Origin of the sequence: Actinoplanes oryzae (assembly GCF_030757795.1) — a bacterium.
GTDB lineage: Bacteria > Actinomycetota > Actinomycetes > Mycobacteriales > Micromonosporaceae > Actinoplanes.
In genome coordinates this window covers 1-13,413 of record NZ_JAUQWH010000006.1, presented here as the reverse complement: position 1 = coordinate 13,413, position 13,413 = coordinate 1, and the positions used below count along the sequence as shown (strand labels likewise).

13 protein-coding genes are annotated in these 13,413 nt (G+C 73.0%); 10 read left to right on the top strand and 3 right to left on the bottom strand.

The window, feature by feature from the left end:
- Positions 1 to 7: 7 nt before the first annotated feature.
- Positions 8 to 2,623, bottom strand: a complete 2,616-nt coding sequence (locus tag RBH18_RS03795; RefSeq protein WP_306204471.1) for a cellulose binding domain-containing protein — start codon at positions 2,621 to 2,623, stop codon at positions 8 to 10.
- 208 nt (positions 2,624 to 2,831) lie between these two features.
- Between RBH18_RS03795 and RBH18_RS03790 the strand changes: the two genes are divergently transcribed.
- Both RBH18_RS03790 and RBH18_RS03785 read left to right on the top strand, forming a co-directional pair.
- Positions 2,832 to 4,154: a cellulase family glycosylhydrolase gene (locus tag RBH18_RS03790; protein WP_306204470.1), complete on the top strand. Its 1,323-nt coding sequence runs from the start codon at positions 2,832 to 2,834 to the stop codon at positions 4,152 to 4,154.
- A gap of 123 nt (positions 4,155 to 4,277) precedes the next feature.
- On the top strand, positions 4,278 to 6,041 hold the full coding sequence (locus RBH18_RS03785) for a glycoside hydrolase family 6 protein (RefSeq protein WP_306204469.1): 1,764 nt from the start codon (positions 4,278 to 4,280) through the stop codon (positions 6,039 to 6,041).
- 118 nt (positions 6,042 to 6,159) lie between these two features.
- On the opposite strand, the gene RBH18_RS03780 is transcribed toward RBH18_RS03785, so the two are convergent.
- Positions 6,160 to 6,603, bottom strand: a complete 444-nt coding sequence (locus RBH18_RS03780; RefSeq protein WP_306204468.1) for a MarR family winged helix-turn-helix transcriptional regulator — start codon at positions 6,601 to 6,603, stop codon at positions 6,160 to 6,162.
- Positions 6,604 to 6,678: 75 nt separating this feature from the next.
- Between RBH18_RS03780 and RBH18_RS03775 the strand changes: the two genes are divergently transcribed.
- From RBH18_RS03775 to RBH18_RS03740, 8 genes are all read left to right on the top strand, one after another.
- Entirely contained in the window at positions 6,679 to 7,047 is a 369-nt protein-coding gene (locus RBH18_RS03775; protein ID WP_306204466.1) for a VOC family protein, read from the top strand.
- Entirely contained in the window at positions 7,040 to 7,459 is a 420-nt protein-coding gene (locus RBH18_RS03770; protein WP_306204464.1) for an EVE domain-containing protein, read from the top strand. Before RBH18_RS03775 ends, RBH18_RS03770 begins: the two co-directional genes overlap by 8 nt.
- Positions 7,460 to 7,552: 93 nt before the next feature.
- Positions 7,553 to 8,551 carry a Ppx/GppA phosphatase family protein gene (locus RBH18_RS03765; protein ID WP_306204463.1) on the top strand — a complete coding sequence of 333 codons (999 nt, stop codon included), beginning with the start codon at positions 7,553 to 7,555 and terminating at the stop codon, positions 8,549 to 8,551.
- Positions 8,552 to 8,597: 46 nt separating this feature from the next.
- Complete coding sequence (locus tag RBH18_RS03760; protein ID WP_306204462.1) at positions 8,598 to 9,251, top strand: hypothetical protein; 654 nt, start codon at positions 8,598 to 8,600, stop codon at positions 9,249 to 9,251.
- 195 nt (positions 9,252 to 9,446) lie between these two features.
- Positions 9,447 to 10,241 (top strand): ABC transporter ATP-binding protein, encoded by a 795-nt coding sequence (locus RBH18_RS03755; RefSeq protein WP_306204461.1) that lies wholly within the window; start codon positions 9,447 to 9,449, stop codon positions 10,239 to 10,241.
- Positions 10,238 to 11,245: an aliphatic sulfonate ABC transporter substrate-binding protein gene (locus RBH18_RS03750; protein ID WP_306204460.1), complete on the top strand. Its 1,008-nt coding sequence runs from the start codon at positions 10,238 to 10,240 to the stop codon at positions 11,243 to 11,245. Before RBH18_RS03755 ends, RBH18_RS03750 begins: the two co-directional genes overlap by 4 nt.
- Positions 11,242 to 11,997 (top strand): ABC transporter permease, encoded by a 756-nt coding sequence (locus tag RBH18_RS03745; protein WP_306204458.1) that lies wholly within the window; start codon positions 11,242 to 11,244, stop codon positions 11,995 to 11,997. The genes RBH18_RS03750 and RBH18_RS03745 overlap by 4 nt, the downstream gene beginning before the upstream one ends.
- 104 nt (positions 11,998 to 12,101) lie before the next feature.
- A complete protein-coding gene (locus RBH18_RS03740; RefSeq protein ID WP_306204457.1) occupies positions 12,102 to 12,554 on the top strand; it encodes a VOC family protein in 453 nt (150 codons plus the stop codon).
- 141 nt (positions 12,555 to 12,695) lie between these two features.
- On the opposite strand, the gene RBH18_RS03735 is transcribed toward RBH18_RS03740, so the two are convergent.
- Positions 12,696 to 13,271, bottom strand: a complete 576-nt coding sequence (locus RBH18_RS03735; protein WP_306204456.1) for a TetR/AcrR family transcriptional regulator — start codon at positions 13,269 to 13,271, stop codon at positions 12,696 to 12,698.
- Between the last annotated feature and the right edge of the window lie 142 nt (positions 13,272 to 13,413).

Below are 13,413 nucleotides of genomic sequence, written 5' to 3'. Positions count from 1 at the left end.
TCCCCTTTCAGGAGCGCGCGCAGGTGAGCGTGGGAGCGGTGGCCGGGCCGGTGCCGGTGAGGCCGAACGTCGTGCCGGCCTGGGCGGCGAGGGAGCCGTTGTAGGCGGCGTTGCGGACGGTGACGGCCGAGCCGGACTGGCTGAGCACGCCGTTCCAGACCTGGGTGACCGCCTGACCGGACGGCAGGGTCCACGTGGCGGTCCAGGCGGTGCTCGCGGTGGCGCCGTTCTGCACGGTCACCTCGGCCTGGAATCCACCGGACCAGGAGTTGGTCACGCGGTAGGTCGCCGTGCATCCCGTGGCCGGAGGCGGGGACGCAGACGCGGATGCGGACGCGGACGCGGATGCCGACGGTGTGGCGCTGCCGGACGAGCTGGGCGTCGAGCCGCCGAGCCGGTCGGCGTAGAGGATGCCGCGGCCGTTGGTGCCCAGGTAGACGCGGCCGTAGACGTTCGGGTCGGCGGCGAGCGCGTCGCCGGAGTTGCCGTACTGGTGCTGGGCGTCGTTGATTCGGACCCAGGTGGCGCCCGCGTCGTCGGAGCGGAACACGCCGTCCATGCCGTCGACCACGCCGACCAGGTAGACGGCCGGGTAGGAGGCGCCGGGCGCCGCCTTGCCGAACGCCACGTTGATCGCCGAGGTGACGGACGCGACCTTGGTGAACGTGGTTCCGGCGTCGGTCGAGCGGTGCAGCCCGGACTCGCCGGCCAGCCACACGTCGCCGGTCCGGCCCGGGACCGCCTTGAGGTTGCGGGCGGTGAGGGCGGCCGTGGCGGCGAAGGTGGCGCCGCCGTCCTTGCTGACGTAGACGCTGCTCCCGGCGTACGCGTAGAAGGTCTTGGGGTTGACCCTGTCCGACTCGACCCTGGCGCCCGCCGGCACGCCCGTGGCGGCGGTCCAGCTGCTGCCCCGGGTGGTGGAGTAGTGCACGCCCACGCCGGCCGGCGACCACACGAACGAGCCCGCGTCGGCGCCGACCGCGATGGTGCCGCCGCCCGTGACGCCGGCGGGTTCCTGCCCGGCGTACCAGTTCTTGCCGCCGTCGCTGGAGACGCCGAGGTGCGGGGCCGCGTCGCCGTTGCCCACCCGGGCGAACACCTGCGGGCTCAGCTCGGCGAAGTCCAGGCTCGTGTTGGATCCCAGGCTCGGGGTGTCGTGGAAGGTGGGCGGGACCGCGTCGAGCGAGGCGTGGTGGAAGCCGCCGATGTCGCCGAGCGCGCTGACCAGCGGGGCCCCGGTGGGCGGGGCGGCCAGGTCGAGCACGGCCGTCTCCTCGATGCCCTTGGCCATCGGCTTGATCGTGAAGGTCGTGTTGCTGTCCCAGTTCGTCAGCTGCGTGGTGCCGTAGAGCGTGGCGCCGGTGCCGTAGAGCAGCCGGTTCGAGTCGAAGGGGTCGATCTCGAGCGACTCGTTCATCCAGCCGAGCTTCGGCGTGGACTCCGGCGGCTGCGGGTTGGTGTTGAAGTCCAGCCAGGGGTTCGCGGAGATGTCCATGGTGTACCGCTTCGCGACGCTGGGATACCCGGCGAAGTCCCAGATCCGGGTCCACGTGGCGCCGTAGTCGGTGCTGCGGAAGAAGATCGCGTCCGGCCACCACGAGATCTGCGTGGCGACCATGATCGTGCCCGGGTGCTGCCGGTCGGCGGTCAGCCCCGCATAGCCGTAGTACGCGTCGGAGGTCCCGGCCGGCGTCGGGCTGATGTCGGTCCACGTGCCGGTGGTGGTGTCCAGGCGCTGCACCTGCCCGGCCCCGCCGTCGTACGGGCCGCCGGTGTCGCTCGTGGCGATGAACAGGTACTTGCCCTGCACGACGCCCTTGTGCGCGAGATAGCCGGTCGGCTGGCCGGGGATCCGCTCCCACGTCGTCCCGCCGTCCGTACTGCGGTAGACGGGGTTCTGCTTGTCCGCCACGCCGACGAAGACCGTGCCCGCCTCGCCGAAGGTGACCCAGGTCAGCCCCTGGTTCTGGCTCTGGTAGCCGCTGGTGTCCGACGGGTCGGCGACGTAGTTGCCGGCGTTGGGGAAGGCGGTGACCTTCGCCCACGTGGCGCCGGAGTCGGTGCTGCGCCACAGCCCGTTGCCGCCCTCGGCCGCGAAGTAGACGGTGCGGTTGTTCGCGGGATCCACGGCCAGCCGCTCGCCCATGCCCCGGCCCGGCATGTTGCCGCCGACCTTGAACGGCAGCGTGGTCGCCTGCCACGTGGCGCCGCGGTCCGACGAGCGCAGGATGGCGCCGTTGTTCGGGTCCCAGCTGTTGGTGTACATCCCGACGGCGGCGTAGACCCGGTCGGCGTCGACGGGATCCGCGGCGATGCTGAGCACGCCGTTCCAGCCCCACTTGTCGCGTCCCACCCAGTCCAGCAGCGGGGTCCAGCTCTGGCTCGACTGGTTCCACCGGTAGGCGCCGCCGATGTCGGTGCGCGCGTAGATCAGGTTGCGCTCGGCCCGGCTGAAGACGACGCCCGGCACGAAGCCGCCGCCGTCGATGCGGACGTTCTTCCAGCTGTACGCGTCGGCGGCCGCGGCCCGGGCGCCCTGCTGAGCGACCAGCGGCACGGCGACCGTGGCGGCTCCGGTCAGCGCGAACGCGGCTATGAGAACGGCTGTGCGTAGGGGGCGCACGTGGGATCCTCCCATATACATTGACGTACGTCGTTGTGGGAGCGCTCCCATACCATTCCGCCGCGTTACGTGGATGTCAAGTTCCCGAAACAAACTGGCACCGACCGGGTGGATTCCGGCCGCGCTGTTGACTTCTCGCCGGCGCCGACATACAAAGACCGGCGTCAATCCATCGTGGGAGCGCATCCACAGCGATGGAGGGCTCCCCGTGACAAAGAAGATCCTGGCCGCCCTGGCGGTCCTGGTCGCCGCGCTCGCCGTCGGGCTCGCCGCCCGGCCGGCCTTCGCCGCGTCCGGATTCACCGTGAGCGGCACCCGCGTCCTCGACGCCACCGGCACCGAGTTCGTCATGCGCGGCGTCAACCACCCGCACGCGTGGTACACCAGCCGCACCCCGCAGGCGCTCGCCGACATCAAGGCGCGCGGCGCGAACACCGTACGCGTGGTCCTGGGCAGCGGGCAGCGCTGGGGGCCGACCAGCGCCGCCGAGATCACCACGCTCATCGGCCAGTGCAAGGCCAACCGGCTGATCTGCGTGCTCGAGGCGCACGACACCACCGGCTACGGCGAGCAGGCCGGCGCCGCGACCCTCGACCAGGCCGTCGACTACTGGATCAGCGTGAAGTCCGCCCTCGCGGGCCAGGAGGCCTACGTCATCCTCAACATCGGCAACGAGCCGTACGGCAACACCAACGCCACCGCCTGGACCGGCGCCACCACGAACGCGATCACGCGGCTGCGCGCGGCCGGCTTCGAGCACGCGATCATGGTCGACGCGCCGAACTGGGGCCAGGACTGGCAGTTCGTCATGCGCGACAACGCGGCCGCCGTGTTCGCCGCCGACCCGCGCCGCAACACCATCTTCTCGATCCACATGTACGGGGTCTTCGACACCGCCGCGGAGGTGACCGACTATCTCGGGCGCTTCCGCACGGCCGGGCTGCCGCTGGTGATCGGCGAGTTCGGCAACCTGCACTCCGACGGCGACCCGGACGAGGACGCGATCATGGCCACCGCCCAGCAGCTCGGGGTGGGCTACCTCGGCTGGTCGTGGAGCGGCAACGGCGGCGGCGTCGAGTACCTCGACCTGGTGACCAACTTCGACAACGCCGCGCTGACCTCGTGGGGCCAGCGTCTGTTCGCCGGGGCCAACGGCATCGCCGCCACCTCCCGCGAAGCGGCCGTCTTCGGGGGAACCTCGCCGTCCACGCCGCCGCCCTCGCAGCCCTCGCAGCCCGCGGGCTCCTGCGCGGCGACGCTGTCGGTCAACTCGTGGAGTGGCGGATTCGTCGCCACGGTGAAGGTGACAGCTCTTTCCTCGCTGAACGGCTGGACCGCGACCCTTGCCCTCCCGACCGGCACCTCCGTGACCAGCACCTGGAGCGCCGCGGCCGGGTCGTCGACCGGGACCGTGCGGTTCACGAACGTCGCGTACAACGGCCGGCTGGCCGCGGGCGCGAGCACGGAGTTCGGCTTCCAGGGCACCGGCGCCGCCCCCTCGGCGACCCCGTCCTGCGCCGGGGTTTCCTGAAAGTTTCGGATTCATTAACGGCCTATTGCGCTGGGAGCGCTCCCATGTCAGGCTGTGATGCAACAGACACCGATGAGTGTCGATCCCCTGTCTTGCTCTCCGTCCTCTGAGGAGCAATCTGCGATGAGTCTCCGACTTCCCCCCGCGGCCAGACGGCTCGTGACCGTGGCCGGCGCCGCCGCGCTGGTCACCGGTCTCGGCGTCGTGGCCGCCACCCAGGCCAGCGCGGCCGCCGGCTGCCGCGTCTCCTACTCCGCCAACTCGTGGAGCACCGGCTTCACGGGCAACGTCAGCGTCACCAACCTGGGCGACCCCATCACCGGCGGCTGGCGCCTCGAGTGGGACTTCGCCGGCAACCAGCGCGTCACCCAGGGCTGGAGCGCCACGGTCACCCAGAGCGGCACGCACGTCACGGCCACCGGCCCGTCGTGGGCCTCCTCGCTGGCCACCGGCGCGTCGGCGACGTTCGGCTTCAACGCCGACTACTCCGGCACCAACACCGCCCCGGCGTCGTTCTCGCTCAACGGCACGGTCTGCACCGGCAGCGCCGGCCCCGGCACGCCGTCGCCGTCGAACCCGACGCCGTCCAACCCCGGCCCGTCGAACCCGACCACGCCGCCGCCCGCCGGCAGCAAGGTCGACAACCCGTACGCCGGGGTCCAGGGCTACCGCAACCCGGAGTGGCAGGCCAAGGCCAACGCCGAGCCCGGCGGCAGCCGCGTCTCCAACAACCCGACCGCGGTGTGGCTCGACCGCATCGCCGCCATCGAGGGCACCGAGGACAGCAGCTCCAACGGCTCGATGGGCGTGCGCGACCACCTCGACCGGGCGCTGACCCAGGGCGCCGGCTACATCCAGTTCGTCATCTACAACCTGCCGGGCCGCGACTGCGCCGCCCTGGCGTCCAACGGCGAGCTGGGCCCGAACGACCTGCCCCGCTACAAGAGCGAGTACATCGACCCGATCGCCGCGATCCAGGCCGACCCCAAGTACGCGAGCCTGCGCATCATCAACATCATCGAGATCGACTCGCTGCCCAACCTGGTCACCAACACCTCGGGCCAGGCCGGCGGCACGGCGATGTGCGACACCATGAAGGCCAACGGCGGCTACGTGCAGGGCGTCGGGTACGCGCTGAACAAGCTGGGCGCCCTCGGCAACACCTACAACTACGTCGACGCCGCCCACCACGGCTGGATCGGCTGGGACAGCAACTTCCTGCCCACCGCCAACATCCTGCTGCAGGCCGCCCAGGCCTCCGGCAGCGTGAACAACGTGCACGGCTTCATCGTCAACACCGCCAACTACTCGGCGCTGCGGGAGCCGTACGTGCAGCCGACCACCACGGTCAACGGCGTCTCGGTGCGCCAGTCCAAGTGGGTCGACTGGAACCAGTACACCGACGAGCTCACGTTCGCCCAGGCGTTCCGCAACCAGCTCGTCTCGGTCGGCTTCAACTCCGGCATCGGCATGCTGATCGACACCTCCCGCAACGGCTGGGGCGGCTCGGCCCGGCCCACCGGCCCGAGCACCGCGACCGACGTCGACACCTTCGTCAACCAGTCGCGCATCGACCGCCGGATCCACGCCGGCAACTGGTGCAACCAGAGCGGTGCCGGCCTCGGCGAGCGGCCGCAGGCGAACCCGGCCTCCGGCATCGACGCCTACGTCTGGGTCAAGCCCCCGGGCGAGTCGGACGGCTCCAGCACGCTGATCCCGAACGACGAGGGCAAGGGCTTCGACCGGATGTGCGACCCGACCTACACCGGTAACGCCCGCAACGGCAACAACCCGAGCGGCGCCCTGCCGAACGCGCCGATCTCCGGCGCCTGGTTCTCCGCGCAGTTCCAGCAGCTGATGGCGAACGCGTACCCGCCGCTCAGCTGACCCACGGCTCGACCCGCACCCGAGTAGGGGCCCGCGGACCGCCACCTTCCCGGCGGTTCGCGGGCCCTCGGCGTGTCCGCCCTACGCGCCCAACGACCAGACCATGCCGCTGTCCGCCTTATGCGCGCAGCGACCGGACCATGCTTCGCAGGAGTCGCAGCGCCTCGGCCTGATCCTCCTCGGAGAGGCCGGCCAGCATGCGGACCTCGACGGACCGGACCGCCACGGTCGCCTTCTCCAGGCTGCGCCGCCCGCGCGGGGTGAGCCGCGCCGGGAGCACCTTGCCGACCGGCGCCGCCGCGGGCCGGGTCACGTAGTCGTCCCGCTCCAGGGCCTGCAGCAGCGTGTTCATCGACTGCCGGGTCACGAACGCGCCCCGCGCGAGCTCGGAGTTCGACAGCCCCGGCCGCTGCGCCAGCAGCTCGAGGCACGAGTAGTGCGTCACGCTCATCCCGAGCGGCCGCAGCACCTCCTCCATGGCCGTGCGCAGGGCGCTCGACGCCTCCTTCAGCAGGTAGCCCAGGGACTTCTCCAGGTCGATGCCGGCGCCGCCTTGACTCATGTCAGCATTCTGACATACCGTGGTACGTGTCAGGATACTGACACGCACCACGCCGCCACGCGAAGGAGCACCGACATGCCCGCCACCGGCCCCGACTTCCTCTCCCTGCAGGCGCGCGACCTCGACGCCTCGCAGGCCTTCTACGAGCGCTACCTCGGCCTCGTCCGCTCCCCGGCCGGCCCGCCGCACGCCGTCGTCTTCGACACCGAGCCGATCGCCTTCGCGCTGCGCGACGTCGTGCCGGGCACCGACCTCGACGCCGTCGCCCAGCCCGGCATCGGCGCGGCGATCTGGCTGCACGCCACCGATGTACAGGCCATCCACGACGCCCTCGCCGCCGACGGCCACACCATCGTCGCCGCGCCGACCGACGGCCCCTTCGGCCGCACGTTCACCTTCGCCGACCCCGACGGCTACCGGATCACCCTGCACGACCGTGCCTGAGTTCTGGATCAACACCGTCACGCTGGACCACGTCGAGGCGGCCGTCCGGGGCGGCTTCACCCAGGCGGACCACGGGGCGGGCACGCGGCTGCGCCGGCCCCGGCCGGGCGACGGGATGGTCTTCTACTCGCCGCGCACGACGCTGCACGGCGGCAGGCCCGTCCGGCAGTTCACCGCGTGGGCCACCGTCACCGGCGACGCGCCCTACCAGGTCCGGGTCAGCGACGACTTCCAGCCGTGGCGGCTCGCGGCCGACTTCCACCCCTGCCTCCGGGTGGACGCGAAGCCGCTGGTCGAGCAGTTGTCCTTCGTTCCGGATCCCGCCCGCTGGGGCCTGCCGTTCCGCCGCGGCCTGTTCCGGATCCCGGAGCGGGACTTCGCGACGATCACCGCCCGGATGGCGGTGCCGTGACTGTGCCCGTGCTCTCTTTCCCGGACTTTGCGCAGGCCGGCGGCTTAGGCTTCGTCGACGGTTAGCTGCGGCCGGACGGGGAAGGCGGCGCGGATGCGGATAGCGGTGCTGGATGTGGGATCCACGACGGTGAACCTGGTGGTCGCCGACGCGGAGTCGGGCGTACCCGTGCCGGTGCACACCTGGAAGGCGCGCACCCGCGTCGCCGAGCAGGTCGGGCCGGACGGGTCGGTGGCGTCCCGCGGCCGCAAGCGCATGATCGCGGCGGTGCGGGAGGCCACGCGCGAGATCACCGGCGCGCGGGTGGACTCGCTGTTCGCGTACGCGACCGCGGTGGTGCGCGACTCCCCCGACCGCGACGAGGTGCTGGCCCAGGTCGAGGAGGCCACCGGCGTACGCCTGGGCCTGCTGTCCGGTGTGGAGGAGGCGCAGCTCACCTTCCTGGCCGCCCGGCGCTGGCTGGGCTGGCGGGCCGGGCCGATGCTGCTGGCCGACATCGGGGGCGGCTCGATCGAGCTGGCGTTCGGCCGCGACCGGCTGCCCGAGAGCGCGCTGTCCCTGCCACTGGGCGCCGGCCGGCTGACCCGCGAGTTCCTGAGCGACGGGGATCCACCCTCCCCCGCGGCCGTCGCCGGCCTGCAGCGCCACGTCCGCAGCCGGATCAAGCGCATCGCCGCCCGCACGTCCTGGGAGGCGCCGGCGACCGCGGTGGCCGCCTCCAAGACGTTCCAGCAGCTCGCCCGGCTGACCGGCGCGGCACCCCAGCGCCGCGGCCCGTTCGTCGACCGCGAGCTGCGCCGCCGCGCCCTGCGCCCCTGGATCGAACGCCTCGGCGCGCTGCCCGCCGAGCGCCGCGCCGAGCTGCAGGGCGTGTCCTCGCACCGGGCCCGGCAGATCCTCGCCGGCTCGGTGGTGGCCTACGAGGTGATGCGCGGCCTGCGGATCGACTCGCTGCGCATCTGCCCGTGGGGGTTGCGCGAGGGGATCCTGCTGCGCCAGCTCGAGGTACGCCGCCCCGAGCTCGAATCCGCCGGCTGGGTCGACTGGCCGGGACGCGAGGGCGGTCGCGGCCGTACGCTGTCGGTGGTGTGAGGGTTCCGGCCGTCGTTGCCGGGCCGCGTGCGGCGAGGGGGTCGGCATGGGTGACGACGGCGTCCTGACCCGCCTCGCGCAATGGGTCTTCGCCAAGGCCTGGCTGGGCTGCGTCTTCTCCGGCGTCTACGCGGCCGGCGGCCACTTCGGCTGGCCCCGCGGCGTCCTGACGGCCGCGGCGGTCCTGGCGGCCGTGGCCCTGGCCGTCACGGTCGCCTGGCTGCCCGGCTGGACCCACGAGCGCCCGACCGGCATCCGCGTGGCCGACCTCGGCGCCCGCGTCCTCGTCTGGACCGGCCTCGCCGCCGCCGTGGCCGGCCTGCTCCTCGGATCGCCCGCCGTCGGCGCGGTCGCCGGGGCCCTGCTCCTGGACACCGCCCGCCGCACCTTCGCCCCGGGCTGGGACCCGCTCCGCGCCATGCGCCCCCGTCCCCTGCCGCCCCGCTCCCGCCCGCTGACGCCGCAGTCCCGCCCGCCCGCGCCGCCACGACCCGCCCCGCCACCACCGGCCGCCGCGCCGCCAACACCCGCCGCGCCACCCACCACGCCGCCACCACCCGCCGCGCCACCCACCACGCCGTCACCGGCCGCCGCGCCGCCGCCGGCCGTCGCGCGGGCCGCGGGCTCTCGCGCGCGTAAGGCATCCCCGCCGGGCCACCTCGGATCCCGCCCGCGCTCGGTGGTGCGCAAAGCCTCCTGAGTCAGCTTCCCCAGTGGACGAGTGAGACGCACGGGCGGATTCGGGGTCGAGGGCCCATTGCTTCACGGCGTGGCTGCGGTCGAACAGCTTCGCATCGTCGGGGACGGCGTAAGCCTCCGCGGGGACGGCCGGCCTGCGAAGACCGTCGATCAGTTGCTCTAGTAAGCCAGTAGGATTTGTAGGTACGCTGCGCCTGTGTCGGATCGGGCAGGCGCGGTGGCGCTGGAGTTCGCCGGGGTGGGCAAGGAGTTCGCGGTCGGGCGGCAGCGGCGGGCCGTCCTCGGCGGGGTGTCGCTGGCCGTCGCGCCCGGCGAGATCGTGGCGCTGCTCGGGCCGTCCGGGTGCGGGAAGTCGACGCTGCTGCGGCTCGCGGCCGGCCTCGACACGCCGACGGCGGGCACGGTCCGGGTCGACGGGCGCCCGGTGCGGGGCAACGAGCCGCGGTGCGCCGTGATGTTCCAGGAGCCTCGGCTGCTGCCGTGGCGCACGCTCGAGCGCAATGTCGCCTTCGGACTGCCGCGCGGCGTGACCGGTGCTGCCGCGCGGGAGGCGGTGGCGTACTGGCTGGACGTGGTGGGGCTGGCGGCGTTCGCCCGGCATCGGCCCCGGCAGGTGTCGGGCGGGATGGCGCAGCGGGCCGCCTTGGCCCGGGCGCTCGCGCGGCGCCCCGGGGTGCTGCTGCTGGACGAGCCGTTCGCCGCACTGGATGCGTTGACGCGGCTGCGGATGCAGGACCTGCTGCTCGGGGTCCAGCGGACGGCGGGGACGACGGTGCTGCTGGTGACGCACGACGTGGACGAGGCCGGGTACCTCGCCGATCGCGTCGTGCTGCTCGGGTCCCGGGCCGGCGGCCCCGCGGGCGTGCGGGCGATCCGGGAGATCGCGGCGCCCCGGCCGCGGGACCGTGGAGACGCGAGCCTGGCCGCCTTGCGCGCCGAGCTCTTGACGACCCTGGGTGTGGGCACCGTGGAGCGGGAGGCAGTGGGATGAGAATCGTGCGGGCCGGGCTGGCGGCGGTCGCGATGGTGGCCCTGCTGGTCAGCGGCGGATGCGTGGCCGGCGAGGACGACAGCGGCAGCAGCAGCAGCACGGCCGGGACGCAGCTGCGGCTCGACTACGCGTACTACAACCCGGCCAGCCTCGTGCTGCGCGACCAGAAGTGGCTGGAGACCGAGCTGGCCGCCCGGAACGTGACGGTCAGCTGGCAGCTCTCCGCCGGCAGCAACAAGGCCAACGAGGGGCTGCGCGGCGACGCCCTCGACATCGGATCCACGGCCGGCGCGGCAGCGCTCGTGGCGCGGGCGAACGGATCCCCGATCAAGACCATCGCCGTCTTCAGCCGACCGGAATGGGCCGCGATCGTGGTGCCGAAGGGCTCCCCGATCACCGGCGTGGCGCAGCTCAAGGGCCGGAAGGTGGCGGCCACCAAGGGCACCGACCCGTACTTCTTCCTGCTGCGCGCCCTCGACGAGGCCGGGCTGTCCGGCAAGGACGTCACCGTGGTCAACCTGCAGCACGCCGACGGGCGCACCGCCCTGGAACGCGGCCAGGTCGACGCCTGGGCCGGCCTCGACCCGCTCATGGCCCAGTCCCAGCTCGACGCGGGATCCCGGCTGCTCTACCGCAACGTCGCCTTCAACTCGTACGGGGTCCTGAACGCCCGCGAGTCCTTCCTGGCGGCGCAGCCCGAGGTGGCCCAGGCGGTCGTCGACGCGTACGAGCGAGCTCGCAAGTGGATCGTGGAGCACCCGGCCGACGCGGCGGCGCTCTACGCCCGGGAGGCCAGGATCTCGCCCCGGGTCGCCGAGCTCGTGCTCACCGAACGCACGCAACTGGATGCCGACCCGGTCCCCGGGGATGCGCAGCGGGCGGTGTTCGACGCGATCCTGCCGGTGCTCGTGGCGGACGGCGACGTGAAGAGCGAGCAGTCCGTCCGCGACGCGGTCGGCACCCTCTTCGAGCCCCGCTTCGCCGCCGCGCGGAGCACGCCGTGACGCTGGGACGGGGCCGTGCGGCGCTCGGGGTCGTACTCCCGCTGGTGTTGCTGGGTCTGTGGCAGTGGGCGGCGACGTCGGGTCGCTTCTCGCCGGCGCAGCTGCCCCCGCCGGCCGACGTGACCGCCGCCGTCGGTGAGTTGCTGGGCCGCGGCGAGCTGTGGCACCACATCGCCATCAGCACCCAGCGCGTCCTGATCGGCTTCGCGGCGGGCGCCGGGCTCGGGCTGGCGCTGGGCGGGCTGGTGGGCCTGTCGCGTACGGCCGGCGCCGCCCTCGCCCCCACCGTGCAGGCGGTCCGGGCCGTGCCGTCGCTGGCGTGGGTCCCGTTGCTGCTGCTGTGGCTGGGCATCGGCGAGACCCCGAAGATCGTGCTCGTGGCGATCGGCGCGTTCTTCCCCGTCTACACGACGGTGTCCACGGCCCTGGCCCACATCGACCCGCACCTGGTGGAGGTGGGCCGGGCCTACGGCCGGTCCGGCGTCGCCCTGCTCGCCACGGTCCTGCTGCCCGCGGCCACCCCGGCCGTGCTGTCGGGACTGCGGCTCGGCCTGGCGCAGGGCTGGCTCTTCCTGGTCGCCGCCGAGCTGATCGCCTCGTCGATGGGGCTGGGCTTCCTGCTCATCGACAGCCAGAACACCGGTCGTACGGACATCATGCTCCTGGCCATCATCCTGCTCGCGCTGCTCGGCAAGCTCACCGACACCCTGGTCGGCCTGGGCGAGCGCCGCCTGGTCGCCACGCACCGCTGAGCGGAAGCCGTACGAGGTAGGTGCCACTTCCTGGCACCTACCCCTGCGAGTCTCGGTGCAACGCCGGCGCACCAAGCGCCGAGCCCGGACCAGGAGTCACCGTCATGGCCATCACCACCACCACCCACCTCAACTTCCGTGGCGACGCCCGCCAGGCCCTGGAGTTCTACCAGTCCGTGTTCGGCGGACAGCTCACCGTCGTCGCCTACGGCGACTTCGGGATGCCCCGGGACCTGCCGGACGCCGACAAGGTCGTCTTCGGCCAGGTCAGCGCCGACAGCGGCTTCCGCATCGCGGCCTACGACGCGCCCAGCCACTCCCCGGCCGCACCCGCACCGACCGCCACGACCCGCGCCGACGGCCTGACCCTGACCGGCGAGAAGTTCTTCGTCGCCGTCGGCGGCGACACCGTCGAGGAGGTCGGCACGCTGTGGGACAAGCTGTCCGCCGGCGCCACGATCGTCGAGAAGTTCGGCCCGTCGCCCTTCTCGCCCGGCTTCGGGATGCTCACCGACCGGTTCGGCGTCACCTGGGTCCTGCAGGTCAACGCCGGCTGACCCGAAAGCCACCGCCGCGGACGGCGGGCGGCCCGGCCGGGGCCGCGACGGACGGGCGGCGGGCGGGTGGCGGCCCGGCCGGGGCCCGCCACGAGCGGCGGGCGGCCCGGTCAGGGCCGCGACGGGCGGCGGGCGGCCCGGTCAGGGCCGCGACGGGCGACGGGCGGCGGCCGCGGCGACGGTTGCCAGGTCCTCACCCGGGAACCCGCCGCGGCTCAGCACCGCCAGCGACTTGTTGGCCGCCACGGTGCACAGCGCCAGCTCGGCCGCCTCCCGCTCGTCCGCGCCCGCCGCCAGCAGCGCCTGCTCCAACATCGCCCGGAGCCGGCCCACCGTCTCGCGGACCAATGCCTGGCTCTCCGCGTCGAGGGCCGGCAGCTGCGCCACCGACATCGTGAGCAGGCAGCCGTCCGGGACGGCCGGGTCGGCGATGCGGTTCAGGGTCACCCGCAGGAAGGCGGCCACGGCGGCGCCCGGGTCCGGGTGGGGGCCGGCCAGGGCCTGGTCGTAGAGCGGGTGGTAGGTCTCCGCGTACCGCAGCAGGCTCTTGCGGAAGAGGGCGCCCTTGTCGCCGAAGGTGCCGTAGAGCGAGCCCCGGCCCAGGCCCGTGCCCTCGGTCAGGCGCTCGACCGAGGCCTCCGCATAGCCCCAGCGCCAGAAGACGAGCATCGCCCGGCGCAGCGCCTCGTCCACGTCGAATTGTTTGCGGCCTGCCATGGTTCGTCAACCTACACATCTTGTACCGATCGTTCCAACATGGGTATGGTCCCCGGCATGACAGACCTGAGCTCGCTGCCGCTGCCCGACGGTTTCACCGACGTCTTCACCAGCCGGTTCGTGGAGGCGGACGGGCTGCGGC

Excerpts from the sequence above, each read along its gene's own strand:
- RBH18_RS03785 (WP_306204469.1), top strand. The coding sequence starts at position 4,278 with ATGAGTCTCCGACTTCCCCCCGCGGCCAGACGGCTCGTGACCGTGGCC.
- RBH18_RS03780 (WP_306204468.1), bottom strand. The coding sequence starts at position 6,603 with ATGAGTCAAGGCGGCGCCGGCATCGACCTGGAGAAGTCCCTGGGCTAC.
- RBH18_RS03775 (WP_306204466.1), top strand. The coding sequence starts at position 6,679 with ATGCCCGCCACCGGCCCCGACTTCCTCTCCCTGCAGGCGCGCGACCTC.
- RBH18_RS03765 (WP_306204463.1), top strand. The coding sequence starts at position 7,553 with ATGCGGATAGCGGTGCTGGATGTGGGATCCACGACGGTGAACCTGGTG.
- RBH18_RS03760 (WP_306204462.1), top strand. The coding sequence starts at position 8,598 with ATGGGTGACGACGGCGTCCTGACCCGCCTCGCGCAATGGGTCTTCGCC.
- RBH18_RS03750 (WP_306204460.1), top strand. The coding sequence starts at position 10,238 with ATGAGAATCGTGCGGGCCGGGCTGGCGGCGGTCGCGATGGTGGCCCTG.
- RBH18_RS03740 (WP_306204457.1), top strand. The coding sequence starts at position 12,102 with ATGGCCATCACCACCACCACCCACCTCAACTTCCGTGGCGACGCCCGC.
- RBH18_RS03735 (WP_306204456.1), bottom strand. The coding sequence starts at position 13,271 with ATGGCAGGCCGCAAACAATTCGACGTGGACGAGGCGCTGCGCCGGGCG.